Source organism: Novosphingobium mississippiense, assembly GCF_044029535.1.
Classification (GTDB): domain Bacteria; phylum Pseudomonadota; class Alphaproteobacteria; order Sphingomonadales; family Sphingomonadaceae; genus Novosphingobium.
Genome location: NZ_CP147001.1, coordinates 1,131,072 through 1,147,376, shown reverse-complemented (window position 1 = coordinate 1,147,376; position 16,305 = coordinate 1,131,072). Strand labels below are relative to the sequence as shown.

Annotated in this window: 11 protein-coding genes; 2 read left to right on the top strand and 9 right to left on the bottom strand. The window is 65.3% G+C overall.

Translation table 11 applies throughout. The annotated features are described in order from the left end of the window. Positions 1-59: 59 nt before the first annotated feature. The 8 genes from tsaE to WBP06_RS05300 form a co-directional block, all read right to left on the bottom strand. Entirely contained in the window at positions 60-521 is a 462-nt protein-coding gene (tsaE, locus tag WBP06_RS05335) for a tRNA (adenosine(37)-N6)-threonylcarbamoyltransferase complex ATPase subunit type 1 TsaE (RefSeq protein ID WP_395332591.1), read from the bottom strand. Next, the gene (locus tag WBP06_RS05330) at positions 518-2,878 is read right to left on the bottom strand and encodes a PAS-domain containing protein (protein WP_395332589.1); all 2,361 of its coding nucleotides are present in this window, start codon (positions 2,876-2,878) and stop codon (positions 518-520) included. Before WBP06_RS05330 ends, tsaE begins: the two co-directional genes overlap by 4 nt. 246 nt (positions 2,879-3,124) lie before the next feature. Continuing rightward, positions 3,125-4,582, bottom strand: a complete 1,458-nt coding sequence (ahcY, locus tag WBP06_RS05325) for an adenosylhomocysteinase (protein WP_395334041.1) — start codon at positions 4,580-4,582, stop codon at positions 3,125-3,127. 176 nt (positions 4,583-4,758) lie between these two features. Further along, complete coding sequence (gene katG, locus WBP06_RS05320) at positions 4,759-6,945, bottom strand: catalase/peroxidase HPI (RefSeq protein ID WP_395332587.1); 2,187 nt, start codon at positions 6,943-6,945, stop codon at positions 4,759-4,761. Positions 6,946-7,636: 691 nt separating this feature from the next. Next, positions 7,637-9,154 carry an L-lactate permease gene (locus tag WBP06_RS05315; protein ID WP_395332584.1) on the bottom strand — a complete coding sequence of 506 codons (1,518 nt, stop codon included), beginning with the start codon at positions 9,152-9,154 and terminating at the stop codon, positions 7,637-7,639. Between the two features lie 3 nt (positions 9,155-9,157). Next, entirely contained in the window at positions 9,158-10,168 is a 1,011-nt protein-coding gene (locus tag WBP06_RS05310) for a 2-hydroxyacid dehydrogenase (RefSeq protein WP_395332582.1), read from the bottom strand. Positions 10,169-10,288: 120 nt separating this feature from the next. After that, complete coding sequence (locus tag WBP06_RS05305) at positions 10,289-11,284, bottom strand: L,D-transpeptidase (protein ID WP_395334039.1); 996 nt, start codon at positions 11,282-11,284, stop codon at positions 10,289-10,291. Between the two features lie 55 nt (positions 11,285-11,339). After that, the gene (locus tag WBP06_RS05300; protein ID WP_395332580.1) at positions 11,340-11,603 is read right to left on the bottom strand and encodes a GlsB/YeaQ/YmgE family stress response membrane protein; all 264 of its coding nucleotides are present in this window, start codon (positions 11,601-11,603) and stop codon (positions 11,340-11,342) included. Between the two features lie 327 nt (positions 11,604-11,930). Here WBP06_RS05300 and WBP06_RS05295 point away from each other — a divergent pair, with 327 nt between their 5' ends. Continuing rightward, entirely contained in the window at positions 11,931-14,600 is a 2,670-nt protein-coding gene (locus tag WBP06_RS05295; RefSeq protein WP_395332578.1) for an HAD-IC family P-type ATPase, read from the top strand. Positions 14,601-14,621: 21 nt separating this feature from the next. Here the strand turns inward: WBP06_RS05295 and WBP06_RS05290 are convergent, their stop codons facing one another. After that, on the bottom strand, positions 14,622-15,440 hold the full coding sequence (locus WBP06_RS05290) for a universal stress protein (RefSeq protein WP_395334037.1): 819 nt from the start codon (positions 15,438-15,440) through the stop codon (positions 14,622-14,624). A gap of 134 nt (positions 15,441-15,574) precedes the next feature. Between WBP06_RS05290 and WBP06_RS05285 the strand changes: the two genes are divergently transcribed. Beyond that, positions 15,575-16,264 (top strand): hypothetical protein, encoded by a 690-nt coding sequence (locus WBP06_RS05285; protein WP_395332576.1) that lies wholly within the window; start codon positions 15,575-15,577, stop codon positions 16,262-16,264. Positions 16,265-16,305 lie beyond the last annotated feature (41 nt).

Below are 16,305 nucleotides of genomic sequence, written 5' to 3'. Positions count from 1 at the left end.
ACACCTGACGACTCGGAAAATGCGACAAACCAACAACGGGGATCGCCGTTTTGACGAAGTCAGAACGCAAGGCGATCCCGCCAATCCGCCCCCCCTTCGACAATGGCGATCCGCCCCTCTTCCGCAACTTCCAGCGTAATCGAGAGGCAGCCCGGCTCATGCGTGAAGCCACCCGCGTGATCGGGCCACTCCGCGATCAGCGCCGCGCCTTGCCGATAGTCGTCCAGCCCGATCTCGTCCGCCTCCGACGGATGGGCGAGGCGGTAGAAGTCGGCATGGACCAGCGGAAGGCGCACCGCGGATTGACCAAGAGGCGGCGGATCGTAGACTTCGACAATGGCGAAGCTGGGCGAGGGAACCTCGCCCTCATGCCCCAAACCGGCGATGATCGCGCGCGCCAGTGTGGTCTTGCCGGCGCCAAGCCCGCCTTCCAGTGCCACTACATCCTCGGGCCGCAGCGCATCGGCGATGGCGCGGCCGAAACGGTCCATCGCCGCAAGGTCGGGAAGCGCGATCTTCATTCCGGCAACTCCACCAAGGCACTGGTGCCCTTGCCGCGCTCCGAAACGAGGCGCAACGCGCCGCCATGCGCCTCTACCAACTGCCGCGCGAGCGGCAGGCCGAGGCCCTGGCTACGCTCCACGCTCTTGCCGTCGGCGCTCTGCTTCATGCCGTCCAACGCCAGCGCGAGGCTGCGACTGTCCATGCCCTGCCCGCGATCTTGCACGAGGATCTGCACCACGTCCTCCCCCTCTGTCGACCTGCGCCGCGCCATCTGCACGAGGACGCGCTGGCCACGCGGCGAGGCGGCAATGGCGTTGTCGACAAGGTGGCCCACCGCACGGGCCAGGCGGCGGCGATCACCCTGGAACGGCCGCAGCAACCCGTCCGCACGCAGATCCAGCACCAGTCCGGCGCGTTCTAGGCGGGCGGAGCGTTCCTCCACCACCGCGCGGATGAAGGGCATCGGATCGATCTCTTCCTTCTTGAGCGGCAGGAGACCGGCCTCACTCTGCGAAAGGTCCAGCAGGCTGTCGATATGCTCGCCCAGCTGATCGACCGAAGCGAGGATGGCGGCGACATATTCGTGGCCGCCGGGGTTGAGATCGCCACCCACGCCTGCTTCCAGCAACTCGGCAAAACCGCCGATAGAGGTGAGCGGCGTGCGCAGTTCGTAGCTGATCTTGGCCAGGAAGCGCGTCTTGATCGCGTCCGCTTCGATCAGCGCCTCGTTGCTTTCACGCAGCGCGGCTTCGGCCTTTTGCGAATCCGTGATGTCCAGCACTGCCAGCAGACCATTGCCGTCCGGCAGCGGCACGCCCGCATATTCCAGCATCCGCCCATCCGCGAGCGCAAGGCGTCCACCCTTCTGCGCGCGGTCCAACGCGGCAGCGCGCACGACGTTCCCCACCGTCTCCACCTCCGCCGGGAACTTGAGGCGCGGCGCGATCTTCTTGAGCAGCGCCTCCACATGCGGGTGCGTGTCGAGGAAGTCGGTCTCCAAGCCCCAATCGGCGGCGAAACGGCGGTTCCACAGTTGCACGCGGCCGTCGGGCGCGAAGACCGCCACCGATTCGTACAGGCTGTCGAACATCGCGGTGCGCGTGCGCAGCAGCGTATCGCGCACGGCCGAAAGGCGCAGTTGTTCCGTGCGATCCTCGGCGATCAGCAGCAGCCCGCCATCGGGCAAAGGCTGGGCGACGATGCGCAAATGCGTGCCGTCCGAAAGCGTCCAGGCTTCCTCGTTCGTTTCACTGGAAGCGAACCAGGCCCCCTTCTCGCGCCGCCATGCCGGGAAATCGCGGACCTCAGGCACGCGCCCGGCGTCACGCGCGGCGTCGAGCAGTCGCTCGAACACCGGCGGATCCTGGAGTGCGTTCTGGTTCAGCTTGAACAGGCGCTGGAACGGCTGGTTGGCGAAGCTGAGCCGCTTGCGGCCGTCGAACTGCGCAACACCCGCCGAAAGCTGATCGAGCAGGGCGCGCTGGGCATCGCGGAACGCGCGGAAGGATCGCGACATTTCCTCAAGGTCTTCGATGTCCACCGCATAGCCCGCCACGCCATCGTCACCCAGCGGCAGGTCGCTGACGCGCATGGCGCGGCGCTGGCCGTCGATCGTGGTGGAAACGATGCGCTGGATCGGCGCGCCCTTCTGCGCGGCGATGCGCGCCACTTGCGCGGGGGTGACGCCGTCGACGATCTCCACCAGCTCGGTGCCGGCCGCGACCACGCCCTGCGCGCTTTCCCCGCCAACCGCCGTGACATAGGCCGAGTTCACCAGCTGCAGCTCGCCATCCGGACGGCGGAACCACATGGGCATCGGCGCCGCCTCGATCAGCGAGACCAGCGCGGTGAAATCGCCACGCGCACGCGCGGCCTCGTCACGCAGGCGGACGAGTTCGCCCTCGCTATCCGAAAAGTCGAAGAGCCAGACCAGCGCGGCTCCACCGGGCGAGACCTGGGGATCGGCCAGATGGCCGCGCAGCGCCAGCGAGCGCGCGGAATTGCGCGGGGTGACAACCATGCGGAACGGCGCGGCGGTTTTCTGCGTGCGGCGCACTGCTTCGGTCAGTTCGGCCAGTTTGTCCGTGGGCAAGCCGCGATCGCCGCCATCGAGTTCGGACAGAAACTGGGGCACCGCCTCGAAACCCAGCCATTGCGCGACGCGCGGCGGCCCTTCGATGCGGCCGTCCGAACGGACCAGCAGCGGAATCGCTGGCGATTCCTCCACCATGCGGCCCAACCGGCGCGCGGAGCGAAGCTGTGCTTCGGCGCGTTTCTGGCGGCTTCTTGCGGAAAGCACCGCCCAAGCCGCCGCCAGCATCCATGCGGCGAGGAGCAGCCCGATGATGAGGGGTACGAAGCGTTCGTGATCCATTCGCTTCCGGCTATGCTTGCCCGGGACCACAAAGACAATGGGGAGAGTACCGTGGTACCGGTACTCTCCCCATGTTGTTCGCGGGTTAGGTTTGACCCTCGACGCCTCTTTTCCCGTCACCCTCGCGAAGGCGGGGGCTCCGCTTGTTGTGCGGGTAGGGAAGAAGGAAGCGGGATCCCCGCCTTCGCGGGGACGACGGGGTCTAAGGGTGACACTCCAGAGCCACACCCCAAACCCCGTCCCCAATCAGTAGCGGTAGTGGTCCGGCTTGAACGGACCGGCTTCCGGCACGCCGATGTAGTCGGCCTGCTTCTTCGAAAGCTTGGTGAGCTTCACGCCCAGCTTTTCGAGGTGGAGCGCGGCGACCTTTTCGTCGAGGTGCTTGGGCAGCACGTAGACCTTGTTGTCGTACTCGTCATTCTTGGTGAAGAGTTCGATCTGCGCGAGCGTCTGGTTGGTGAAGCTGGACGACATGACGAAGCTGGGGTGGCCGGTGGCGCAGCCCAGGTTCACCAGGCGGCCCTTGGCGAGGACGATGATCTGCTTGCCGTCCGGGAAGGTGACGAGGTCGGTACCGGCCTTCACTTCCTTCCACTCGTAGTTGTCGAGCGCCGAGATCTGGATCTCGCTGTCGAAGTGGCCGATGTTGCAGACAATCGCCTTGTCCTTCATCGCTTCCATGTGCTCGCCGGTGATGACGGCTTCGTTGCCGGTGGCGGTCACGAAGATGTCGCAACGCTTCACGGCGTCTTCCATGGTGACGACTTCATAGCCTTCCATGGCGGCCTGCAGGGCGCAGATCGGGTCGATTTCGGTGACCATCACGCGGGCGCCGCCGTTGCGGAGCGAAGCAGCCGAACCCTTGCCGACGTCGCCGAAGCCGGCAACGCAAGCCACCTTGCCGGCCAGCATCACGTCGGTGGCGCGACGGATCGCGTCGACCAGCGATTCCTTGCAGCCGTAGAGGTTGTCGAACTTCGACTTGGTGACCGAATCGTTCACGTTGATCGCGGGGAACGGCAGCTTGCCGTCCTTGGCGAGGTGGTAGAGACGGTGCACGCCGGTGGTGGTCTCTTCCGAAACGCCCTTGATGGCGTTGACGGTGCGCGAGAGGTAGCCCGGCTTTGCCTTGAGGAAGGCGTTGAGCGCGCGAACGAACTCGATTTCCTCGGCGTTCGAGGGTTCGAACAGCGGCTCGCCGGCTTCGACGCGCGCGCCCCAGAGCGCGAACATGGTGGCGTCGCCACCGTCGTCCAGGATCATGTTGCAGGTCAGGTCGGGGTTACCCTCGCTCGACCAGTCGAAGATGCGGCCCACATAGTCCCAGTATTCGGCCAGGCTCTCGCCCTTGATGGCATAGACGGGAATGTCGCGCGCGGCGATGGCGGCGGCGGCGTGGTCCTGCGTGGAGAAGATGTTGCAGGTGGCCCAGCGCACTTCGGCGCCGAGCGCGACCAGCGTCTCGATCAGCACGGCGGTCTGGATCGTCATGTGCAGCGAGCCGGTGATGCGCGCGCCCTTCAGCGGCTGGGCAGCGCCGTATTCCTCGCGCAGCGCCATCAGGCCGGGCATTTCGGTTTCGGCAATGGCGATCTCGGTGCGGCCGAAATCGGCGAGCGAGATGTCTGCAATGGCGTAGTCGGGGGCGGTGGTCGTGGCCACGGGCGCTAACTCCTGGAAGTGTTGCCTCAGCGGCCCCTGCATCGGGATGACGAAGGGTGCCGCGATGGCGCCGTCCCTACCCGTTCGATCCGCGCGACGCAAATATAAAGATATCTTTATATCCGATTTTCAGAAGCTCCTGCCGCCTGGCTTTCACGCACGGGAAAGGGGCGGGAGACCGCACTCCCCCGCCCCTTCCTGCTTCAACCCAAAGCTGTTTACGCCAGGTCGAAGCGATCGGCGTTCATCACCTTCACCCAGGCAGCCACGAAGTCGCGCACGAACTTCTGGCCCGCATCGGCCGCAGCGTAGACTTCACTCAATGCGCGAAGCTGCGAGTTGGAACCGAACACCAGATCGGTCCTCGTCGCCGTCCACTTCTGCTGGTCGCTGGCGCGGTCAGTGCCGATGAAGGTTTCGTCCGCCTCGTCATCCACTTGCTTCCACGCCGTCTTCATGTCGAGCAGGTTGACGAAGAAGTCATTGGTCAACTGCCCTTCGCGCGTGGTGAAGACGCCATCCTTCGACCCGCCGAAGTTGACGCCCAGCACGCGAAGGCCGCCGACCAGCACCGTCATCTGCGGGGCGCTGAGGCCCAGCAGTTGCGAACGGTCCACCAGCAGTTCCTCGGTGGGGACATTGTACGGCACCTGGAGATAGTTCCGGAACCCGTCCACGCGCGGCTCAAGAACGGCGAAACCGTCAACGTCGGTCTGTTCCTGCGAGGCGTCGACGCGGCCCGGCGTGAACGGCACCTCGATCGGGGTGCCGGCATCGGCCGCCGCCTTCTCGATCCCGACGCCGCCGCCCAGCACGATCAGGTCCGCAATCGAGACGCTGCCGCCGGATCCAGCCTTGATATCCTCATAGACCTTCAGGACCTTGGCCAGCTTGGCGGGCTCGTTAACCTCCCAGTCCTTTTGCGGCGCAAGGCGAATGCGCGCGCCATTGGCGCCGCCGCGATGGTCGGACGAACGATAGGTCGATGCGGAGGCCCATGCGGTGGAGACCAGTTCGGACACCGAAAGGCCCGAAGCGCGGATCTTGTCCTTCAGCGCAGACACGTCGCCAACGGTCGAACCGCCACCCTTGGGCAGCGGATCCTGCCAGAGGAAGTCTTCAGCCGGCACTTCGGCGCCCAGATAGCGCGCCTTGGGGCCCATGTCGCGGTGGCAGAGCTTGAACCAGGCCTTGGCGAACTGGTCTTCCAGCCATGCCGGTTCGGCGCGGAACCGTTCAATGATCTTGCGGTATTCCGGGTCTTCCTTGAACGCCATGTCGGCGGTGGTCATCATCGTCGGCAAGCGGCGATCCGGGCTGTGCGCGCCGGGGGCCATGTCTTCCGGCTTCTGGCCAATCGGCTGCCATTGCTGCGCACCGGCGGGGCTGCGGACCAGCTCGTAGTCGTAATCCAGCAGCATGTGCAGATAGCTCATGTCCCACTTCGTCGGCGTGGGCGTCCATGCACCTTCCAGGCCGGAAGTGATCGTGTGATCGCCATAGCCGCTTTCATGTCCGCTCAGCCAGCCGAGGCCCTGCTGCGCAATATCGGCGCCTTCGGGCTCGGCGCCGACCTTGGCGGCATCACCGGCGCCATGGCACTTGCCGAACGTGTGGCCGCCCACGGTGAGCGCCGCAGTCTCGATATCGTCCATGCCCATGCGCGCGAACGTCTCGCGAATGTCGCGGGCCGAACCGAGCGCATCGGGATTGCCGCCAGGGCCTTCCGGGTTCACGTAGATCAGGCCCATCTGGATCGCCGCCAGCGGGTTTTCCAGCGCCATCTCACGCTCCGGCTGGATGCGCGTTTCGGCGCCCTGGCCGACCCATTGCTCCTCGGTGCCCCAGTAAACGGCAATTTCCGGCTCGAACACATCGGCACGCCCGCCGCCGAAGCCCAGCACTGGCGCGCCCATCGATTCGAAGGCGACATTGCCCGCCAGGATCATCAGATCCGCCCAGGACAGCTTGGCCCCGTACTTCTGCTTCACCGGCCAGAGCAGGCGGCGCGCCTTGTCCAGGTTGGCGTTATCCGGCCAGGAATTGAGCGGCGCGAAACGCTGGTCGCCCGCGCCGGCACCGCCGCGCCCGTCGCCGATGCGATAGGTACCGGCACTGTGCCAGGCCATGCGGATCAGGAACGGGCCATAGTGGCCATAGTCCGCCGGCCACCACGGCTGGCTGTCGGTCATCAGCGCGGTAAGGTCTGCCTTTACGGCAGCAAGGTCCAGCGACTTGAAGGCCGTGGCATAATCGAAATCCGGATCCATCGGGCTGGGATCGGCCCCACCCTGCCGCAGAATGTCGAGGCTGAGCTGGTTCGGCCACCAGTCCCGATTGGTACGTCCGAGGAGCGATCGCACGGGTTCGCCGTGCATCGGGCAGCCACTGGTCTTCGCGTCCATGGATTTTCTCCTTGTTGGTTCCTCTTCCCGGCCTTTTTTTTGGATCCTCTTCCGGGCGATGGGGCTTACGTCATGGAATAGCCGGAGGCAGGCAGGCGCTTGCGGACGCCGTGGGGGAATTTACCGGAATCGTCTGCCGATGCCGGGACATTGCCAGAATCCGCGATGCGTTCAAAGGCCGCATTGCACTGACCTTCATGCAAAATTCCGATCATCAATCGAGACGGATCAGATGAGGGAAACTATTGCAGGCACCCGCGACTTGGCGATGACAGAAGGTGCGTCGGTTCGACTTGCGCAGAACACACTCCATCGCCGCTTACAAAGAAGACAAAAGGGTCGGGGGTATTTTCCGCCTCCTGTCGCGCTCGGTGGTGAATTGGGACAGGAGGCGGAAAATGACGCCGTCAGAACCCAGTCGCTGCCGGTCCTGGCGACGCACTCCCTTGCGGGCAGGCGTTCAGGGACCTGCCACGAAACTTTCGGAAGAGACTGCAAATGCCGCTCCGGGCCCGCTGTCGCCGCCAAATATTGCACGGATAAGACAATCATCCCAATGTAGAAGTCAAGTCCGTTGAAAAAATAGCGGAGTAAAGCAGGAAATATTGGCTCAAGAACTTGGTTTACATCGCGTAAACCAGAATAAGTTAACCCGCGATATCTTCCCGGCGCGTGAATAGATCGCGCTGACCTAAGGCAGCACGACCTGAAGCAGCAGGAGCAGCACGCCCGCCGCCACCGCATAGGCAAGGCAGATCGGCACGGTGCGCGAAAGCGTCTCCCCTTCCCGCCCGACCAGCCCCACCGTGGCGGTTCCGGCCACGATGTTGTGCGGCGCCATGATATTGCCGATCGCCGAACCCACGCTTTGCCCCGCCAGCGCCAGCCCGTGCGGCAGCCGCACGCCGTCGGCGGCGGCGACCTGGAAGTTGGCGAAGATGATGTTGGACGCGGTGCCCGATCCGGTCACGAACGATCCCAGCGCCCCCACCAGCGGCACCGCCAATGGCCATAACCGTCCGAACAGCGTCGTCGCCGCCACGGCCAGGGCATCGATCATCCCGCCATGCACCATGAAGCGCGCCAGCGTCAGCACCGCCAGCAGCGCGATCGCCACTTGCGGCAGCCGCCGCGCCGCCGCCACCATCGATGCGCCCACCAGGCGCGGCGGGCTGCGGCGGACCACCACTGTCACCAGGAACGCCGCGAACAGCATGGTGCCGGGGTGGTAGAACGGCAGCATCACGTCCCCGAAACCAGTGCCATAAGTCCAGTCCAGCCGATAGGCGCGTGCGGCCGTGCGCAGCGGATCGATCAGGCGGGTGGCAAGGATCAGCAGCACCAGCATGACATAGGGCAACCCGGCCAGCAGGATGGCCTTTCCGCCCGGCCCCGGTCGGGTAGAGGCGGATGGGCCACGCCGCAGCCAAGCGGCGAACAATGCCCCGCCCACCAGCGCCCCGCCCAATGTCGGCAATTCCGCACCGGTCAGCGCCGCGATCAGCGCCGCCGCGCCGAAGAAGCAGATGGCCGCCACCAGCGCCAGGCGACGCGCCCGGCCCGAGACAGCCATTGCGCCCCCAGCGCCACTCCCATCCCCAGCCCCACCCGTCGCGTATTGGACGACGAACAGCGTCATCGCCCAGCCTAGACAGGCGTGTAGCAGCAGGATCTCCAGCGAGAGGCGCCGCTCATCCATGATCGCCGCTTCCAGCAGCGGCACCATCGGCGCGCCCACGGCCCCGAACGACACGCCCACCACATGCCCCAGCAAGGCCACCAGAATCGCGCGCGATGCCGGAATGCCCAGCGCCACCAGCATCGGCGCAACAATGGCGATCGGCGTGCCGAAACCCGATGCGCCTTCCAGGAACATGGTGAAGAACCACCCCAGCAGAAGCGCCGTCGCCGCCGGGTCTTCGGAGATGGAGGAAAGCCATTCGCCGATCACGCCGGTCCCACCCACGCGGGTCTGGTATTCGTGGATCGAGAGTGCGGGAAAGATGATCCACAGAATGGTCGCCGCCGTGAACGCCGCCTCCAGGATCGGCCCGGCAAGGTCCGCCGGAGTCTCCCCGAACTGGAAGACCACCACCGCCACGATCGCCGCCGTCACTGCCGACAGCGTTCCTGCTGCCGCCGCCGACCATCGCAGCACGATCATCAGAACCACGAGGACCAGGATGGGGAGAAGCGCGAACCCCGCCACGGGTCAGCCCCGGCGTTCGACCTGAACCGGGTACAATGGCGTGCCGCTATCCTCGAAAGCGCTGATGTTGCCGATGGTGGTGCCGGCGATGGCGGACATCGCCTCCCGCGTGAAGAAGCCCTGGTGGCCGGTAATCAGCACGTTCGGGAACGTCATCAGCCGCACGAACACGTCATCGCGGATCACCTGTTCGGACAAGTCCTCGAAGAACAGGTCTTCCTCTTCCTCATAAACGTCCAGGCCGACGTAGCCGATGCGCCCGTTCTTCAGGCCGGAAATCACCGCCCGCGCATCCATCACCGCGCCGCGGCTGGTGTTGATCAGCATCACCCCGTGCTTCATCCGGCCGATCGCCGCGCGATCGATCAGGTGCCGCGTATCGGGCGTCAGCGGGCAGTGCAGCGTGATGATGTCGCAAGCGGCCATCAGCTCCTCCACCGGAACGTAACGCCCGCCGATCTGCGCCAATTCGGGGGTTTCGAAAGGATCGCTGGCCAGCACCTCGCAGCCGAAGCCTTTCAGGATGCGCGCCACGTTGATCCCGATCTTGCCGGTGCCGATCACGCCCGCGACCTTGCCCTTGAGGTCGAAACCCAGCAGCCCTTCCAGCGCGAAGTTGCCTTCGCGCACGCGGGCATAGGCCTTGTGGATCTTGCGGTTCAGGCAAAGGATCAGCGCCACGGCATGTTCGGCGATGGCATCGGGCGAATAGGCCGGCACCCGGCCGATCTGCAGCCCCAGATCGCGCGCCGCTTCCAGATCGACGTTGTTGAACCCGGCGCTGCGCAACGCGATCAGGCGCGTACCCTGCCCGGCCAGGATTTCCAGTTCCTGGCGTCCCAGATGGTCGTTCACGAAAGCGCAGACGCAATCGTGATCCCGCGCAAGATCGGCGGTGGTGGCATTCAGGCGGGATTCGTACCACGAAAAGCGGTGTCGCCCGCCCGCCGCCTGGTTGGCCTGATCCAGGAATTCACGGTCGTAGGGGCGCGTGCTGAAAACGGCGATCTTCAAGCAAGTTCTCCTGAAGTCATGGAGATTTCCAAAGGAGCAGCACGTGACCTGACAAACCCGAGCGCCGCTGTCGGCCCCCATCTGGGTTGCCATCGACGATATGTGCTGCGGGCGGGACGATCAGAGAGTGGGCTGCACCGCGTCGATCACCGTCAAGTGTTCCAGAGGACCGGAACCGACACGCGAATCGGTGACGAGGATCGTCGCCCCGGGCTGGATGGCGGCCTTCACCTTGTCATAGAAGCCGCGCGGCAGGCGCAGGCGATTGAGCACGGCCTCGTCCAACGAACGACCGGCATCCTCCGCATGGCCCGGCAGGCCGACATAGACCCATTCCGGTTTTCCGTTGCGGGTGACCAACGTGATCACATGGCTGCCGTGGTCGGTATCGTTGATCTCGGCAATGCTGCGCCCGATCTCGGTTCCGCCGCGCAACACCACCACGCGCTGGTCAAGCTTGGAAACGATGATCGACAGCGGGCCCTGCGATTGCAGTTCGGGCTGCCAGCGATATTGCTGGCCGTCCGACAGCGGCTTGTGTTCCGTGGGATGGCCGCGATTGTCGAACGGGGTCAGCAGGCTGTTCTCGCTGGTGCGCATGTGGGTGGCGGCATCGCCCTCCACCACCACGGTGACGCCCAGTTTGGTGATCGCGAACAGTTCGCGCGCGAAGCCATAGGGCATGTGCACGCAGCCGTGACTTTCCGGATAACCCGGCAGCCCGCCGGCATGAAGGGCCACGCCGTCCCACGTCAGCCGCTGCTGATAGGGCATGGCGGCGTTGTTGTACTTGCTGGACCGGTGCTGCGCGTCCTTCTGCAGGATCGTGAACACGCCGGTGGGCGTTTCATGGCCGTCCTTGCCGCTGGACACCGTGGTGGCCGCGATGCGGACGCCGTTGCGGTACACCAGCGCGATCTGCTTCGAAAGATCGACGTAGACCAGCACCGGCCCGCTGGGCGACACGGTGGGCGCCCATACCCATTCGCCCGGCTTCAGCGCATCTATCCGCCGCGCGAATTCCGCCGGCGAGGTTGCCTTGGCGCCTTGCGCGAAGCCAGGATTCGTCCAGCACGTTGCGGCCAACACCATTGACGCGCCCAGCGCCCAACCCATTCCTGACTTCATCCGGTCCTCTGCAAATTGCCCCAGAAACGGGCCGCCTGTTTCGTCAGCGCACGTTACCACGCTGAATCAGATTGACGATACCCAGCAGGACGACCGCGCCGATGAAGGCGATGATCAGCCCGGTCAGCGAAAATCTCTGCACCGTGCCGCCCATGCCGAAGAAGCCGGCGATGAAATTGCCGATCACCGAACCCACGCATCCGACAACGATGTTCCAGATGATGCCCATCGATGCGTCACGGTTCATGACAAGGCTGGCCAGCCAGCCGGCAACGCCGCCCACGATCAACGCGATAATCCAGCCCATGCCTACCTCCTGACATCGTCCGGCCGACCAAGACCATCCCGGGCGCACCGAAAGTCCTGAAATACGAAAGAACATCGAACTGAGAGAGTACACGTGGCGCGCAGACTGCGCTTTGAACTTGCAATCGTCAATCAATACTGCGCATTTTCACTTGGTCCCCATCCATCTTGTCTGGGCCGGGGCAAGCGATTGATCGCATGTCAATTCCACCGATGGGCGCCGAAACCGGCTTCCAGCCGCTTTGCACGCCGCCATACGTGCCGATTATCTTGCCGTCGCCATGGTCCGATGCCAGACATTTACCGCTTCCGCCCCCCGGGAGGTTCGATGCAGACCGACACGCTTCGCGACTGGCATTCCCTTCAAACCGGCGATGTGCTCGCCGCGCTGGACACCGGCCCGGATGGCCTGGGCGAGGCCGACGCCGCCGCCCGCCTTGCCACGTACGGTGCCAACGCCCTGCCCGCCGCGCGCGGGCGCAATTCGGTGCTGCGCTTCCTTTCGCAGTTCAACAATGCCCTGATCTATTTCCTGATCGCGGCGGCCGTGGCCGCGCTGTTGCTGCAACATGCGGTGGACGCGTTGGTGATCCTGGCCGTGGTCGTGGTCAATGCCACCGTCGGGTTCATTCAGGAAGGCCGCGCGGAAAAGGCGCTCAGCGGGATGGAGAGCCTGATTTCCGACAATGCCCATGTCGTGCGCGAAGGCATCCGCGAAAGCGTGGACGCGGCAACGCTGGTGCCCGGCGACGTGGTGATGCTGGATGCGGGGGACCGGGTGCCGGCGGACTTGCGCCTGATCCGCGTGCGCGGCCTGGCCGTGGAGGAAGCGGCGCTGACCGGCGAATCCGTGGCCGCCGAAAAGCGAGAGGCACCGGTGGAGGCCTCAGCCCCGCTCGCCGATCGCACGCCCATGGCCTATTCGGGCACGCTGGTGGCGCGCGGACAGGGAACCGGCGTGGTCATCGCCACCGGATCGCGCACGGAGATCGGCCGCATCAGCAGCCTGCTGCGGGCGGTGCCGGAACTGGTCACCCCGCTGCTGCGCCAGATCGACAGGTTCGGCAACCGGCTGACGCTGGCGATCCTCCTGGCCAGCATCGCCCTGTTCGCCTTTGCCGTGCTGGTGCGCGAATTCGACTGGGTGGACGCGCTGATCGCGGTGGTCGCACTGGCCGTGGGTGCCATTCCCGAAGGGCTGCCCGCAGTCATCACCATCACGCTGGCCATCGGCGTGCAGCGCATGGCCGCCCGCAAGGCGGTGATCCGCAAGCTGCCGGCGGTGGAGACGCTGGGGGCCACCTCGGTAATCTGCACCGACAAGACCGGCACGCTCACCCGCAACGAGATGATGGTGACGCGGATCTTCGCGAGCGGGCACGAACTGACGGTGGAGGGCAGCGGCTATCTCCCCGAAGGCGCCGTTTCCCCGTCCAACCAAGGGAGCGATGCCGCGATGGCCGCCGACATCGTGCGATGCGGCGCGCTCTGCAACGATGCCCATCTCAAGCTTGTCGACGGCATCTGGACGGTCACCGGCGATCCCATGGAAGGCGCGCTGATCGCGCTCGCCCGCAAGGCGGGGATGGACGATGAGGCGCTGCGCCGCGAATGGCGGCGGATCGACGAGATTCCCTTCGATGCCAGCCATCGCCTGATGGCCACCCTATGCCGCGACGGGTCCGGGCACACCGTCGCCTTCGTGAAAGGCGCGCCCGAAGCCGTTCTGGCACTGGGTGGCAGCGTGGCGGAAGCCGAGATTTGGGACCAGGCCATCGCCCGCGCGGCCAACGAGGGGGAACGGGTGCTGGGCTTTGCCCTGCGCGAATTGCCCGAAACGACCGATCGGCTGGACTTTCCACTGCTGCAAGGCGCGACGATGCTGGGTCTGATGGGCTTCATCGATCCCCCGCGCGAGGAAGCGCGGCTGGCCATCGCCGAATGCCGATCCGCCGGGATCGCCGTGAAAATGATCACCGGCGATCACGCCGGCACTGCCGTCGCCATCGCGCGCCAGCTCGACCTGGCGGACGATCCCCAGGCGCTGACCGGCGCACAAGTGGAGAGCATGAGCGACGAGGAACTGGCAGAGGCCGTGCCGCACATCGCCGTGTTCGCCCGCGCCAGCCCCGAACACAAGCTGCGCATCGTCCGGGCCCAGCAATCGCGCGGCGCCATCGTGGCGATGACGGGCGACGGCGTGAACGACGCCCCCTCGCTGAAGCAGGCCGACGTCGGCACCGCCATGGGGCTGACCGGCACGCAAGCTGCGCGAGAGGCAGCGGAGATGGTGCTGCTGGACGACAATTTCGCCTCCATCGTGGCCGCCGTGCGCGAAGGGCGCACCGTCTACGACAACATCCGCAAGGTGATCGCCTGGACCCTGCCCACCAACGGCGGCGTCGCCATCGCCGTGGTGCTGGGCATTCTGGCCGGCTTCACCCTGCCGATGACAGCCACGCAGATCCTTTGGGTCAACCTGGTGACCACCGTGACGCTGGGGCTGGTGCTGGCCTTCGAACCGGCCGAACCGGGGATCATGGAGCGCCCGCCGCGCGACCCCGGCGCATCGCTGCTTTCCAGCTTCCTGCTCTGGCGGGTGCTGCTGGTTTCGACCGTGTTCGCCACCGCCGTGCTCTGCGTGTTCTTCGGCGCGCAACGGCTGGGCGATTCCGTGCAGACCGCAAGGACCACGGTGGTGAACATGCTGGTGATCGCCCAGATCGCCTATCTGTTCAATGTGCGCTACATGCACATGCGATCGCTATCGCTGCAAGGCATCCAGGGAACGCGCGTCGTGCTGATCGCCATCGCCTGCGCCGTCATCGCACAACTGGCCTTCACGTATGCGCCGCCGATGCAGGACATATTCGACACCCGGCCGGTTTCGATCCGCGATGCTGCCGCACTGATCGCCGTGGGCATCGCGCTGTTCTTCCTGCTGGAGGGAGAAAAGATGCTGATGCGCAGGCTGGGCTGGTTTGAGGAACTGAATTAGGGCGTAAACCCGGACGGCCGCTCAATCAGGCAGGCGGACCATCAGCGTATCCGGCCTGATCCACGACAGCAGCGAGGATGCGCGGCTACCGCCGGTGACCCGCCGCAAACCGCCGCTGCCCTGCGTGCCCAGCACCACAAGATCGGCATCCCAATCCTCTATCGCCTGCCCCACCGCACTTTCCGGCTCACCGCTGGCAAGGGTGCTTTCGATGCGGCCAGGCGATACGGCCGCGAACTCGGCAGCGCCCAAGAATTCCGCCATGCCACCCTCCGCCCGGGCCAGCGTTTCCTCACGCACGTGGTCGGCCACGCCCCAGCCTTCGAAGCCGACATGGAACACGTGCACAACGCGGATCGCGGCATCGGGAAACAACCGCGCCGCCGCCAGGATCGCGGCTTTCGAGGCGGGCGAGAAGTCGGTTGGCGCAAGGATCCGGCGATAGAGGCGGCGCGGGCGTTGCTTGACCACCAGCACCGGCACTTCGGCATGGCGGATCAGGTAATCGACGGCGGTGCCCAGGAAATAGTCCGAAATCTGGTTGAACCGCGCCACGCCCGCAACGATCAGTGCCGCGCCGCGCTCGCTGGCGACACGGGCGATGGTGCTGGGCGGCGAGCCTTCGGGGATCAGCACTTCGGCCGCTTCGCCCTCTTCCGGCAGCGTTTCTCGCACCCGGTTCTTCAACGCGAGTTCGGGCAGGCCGTCGTGCCCCTCGGCCTTGAGAACGTGGACCACATCGACCGTCATGCCCAGATCGCGGCCCAGTTCGAAGGCCCGGTCCACCGCCCGGTCGCTGCGGGCGCTCAGATCGGTGGCAACCAGGATCGAGGGCGTCATCACGGCAAATCTCCCACAAAAACAGCCTGACGATCAGATACCTATCCGATGCCCAAGGCAAGGTCATGCTTGCAAGCGGGGCGCCATGGTGGTTCCATGCAGGTTGCGGGCATCCCAACCGAAGGGGACGACCTTTGACCGAAGCACAGCCTTCCCCATCCGCCTCCCCGTCCCATGTCGGGCGCAAGCAGGCGCTTGTCACTTATGCGATGCTGGCCGTCATGGCCTTCGAACTGGCCGGCCTGCTGTGGACGGCGCGATGGGGCCCGGCGGGGCTGGTCGTCGGCCTGATGCTGGTGATCGCGCTTCCGGTGATCCAGCGACGCGGCGTGATCGCCATGGTGCCGGTGGAAATTCAGGTCTGCACGGTGATCTTCATCTTCGCGACGCTGTTCCTGGGCGAGTTTCGCGATTTCTACATCCGCTTCTGGTGGTGGGACCTGGTCCTGCACACCAGTTCGGGCGTGCTGCTGGGCCTGCTCGGCTTCATCCTGCTTTACCTCCTGAACGAGACGGAGGCCGTGGGCATGGCGCTGCGCCCGGCGTTCCTGGCGCTGTTCGCGTTCTGCTTCGCCGTGGCGCTGGGCGCGCTTTGGGAGATTTTCGAATTCGCGATGGACCAGATCTTCGGCATGAACATGCAGAAACCGATGCTGGGCGATCCTTCCGGGCTGACGGACACGATGTGGGACCTGATCGTCGATACCATCGGCGCGCTGGTCGCCAGCGTGGGCGGCCTGATCTATCTGCTGCGCGCCCGCAGGGAGGGCCGCAAGGACTGGCTCGAACGGTTCATCCAACGCTATCCCAAGCTGTTCGGCTAGAGCGTTTTCCAATCAGGTGGAATCACTTGATGACTAGGAAA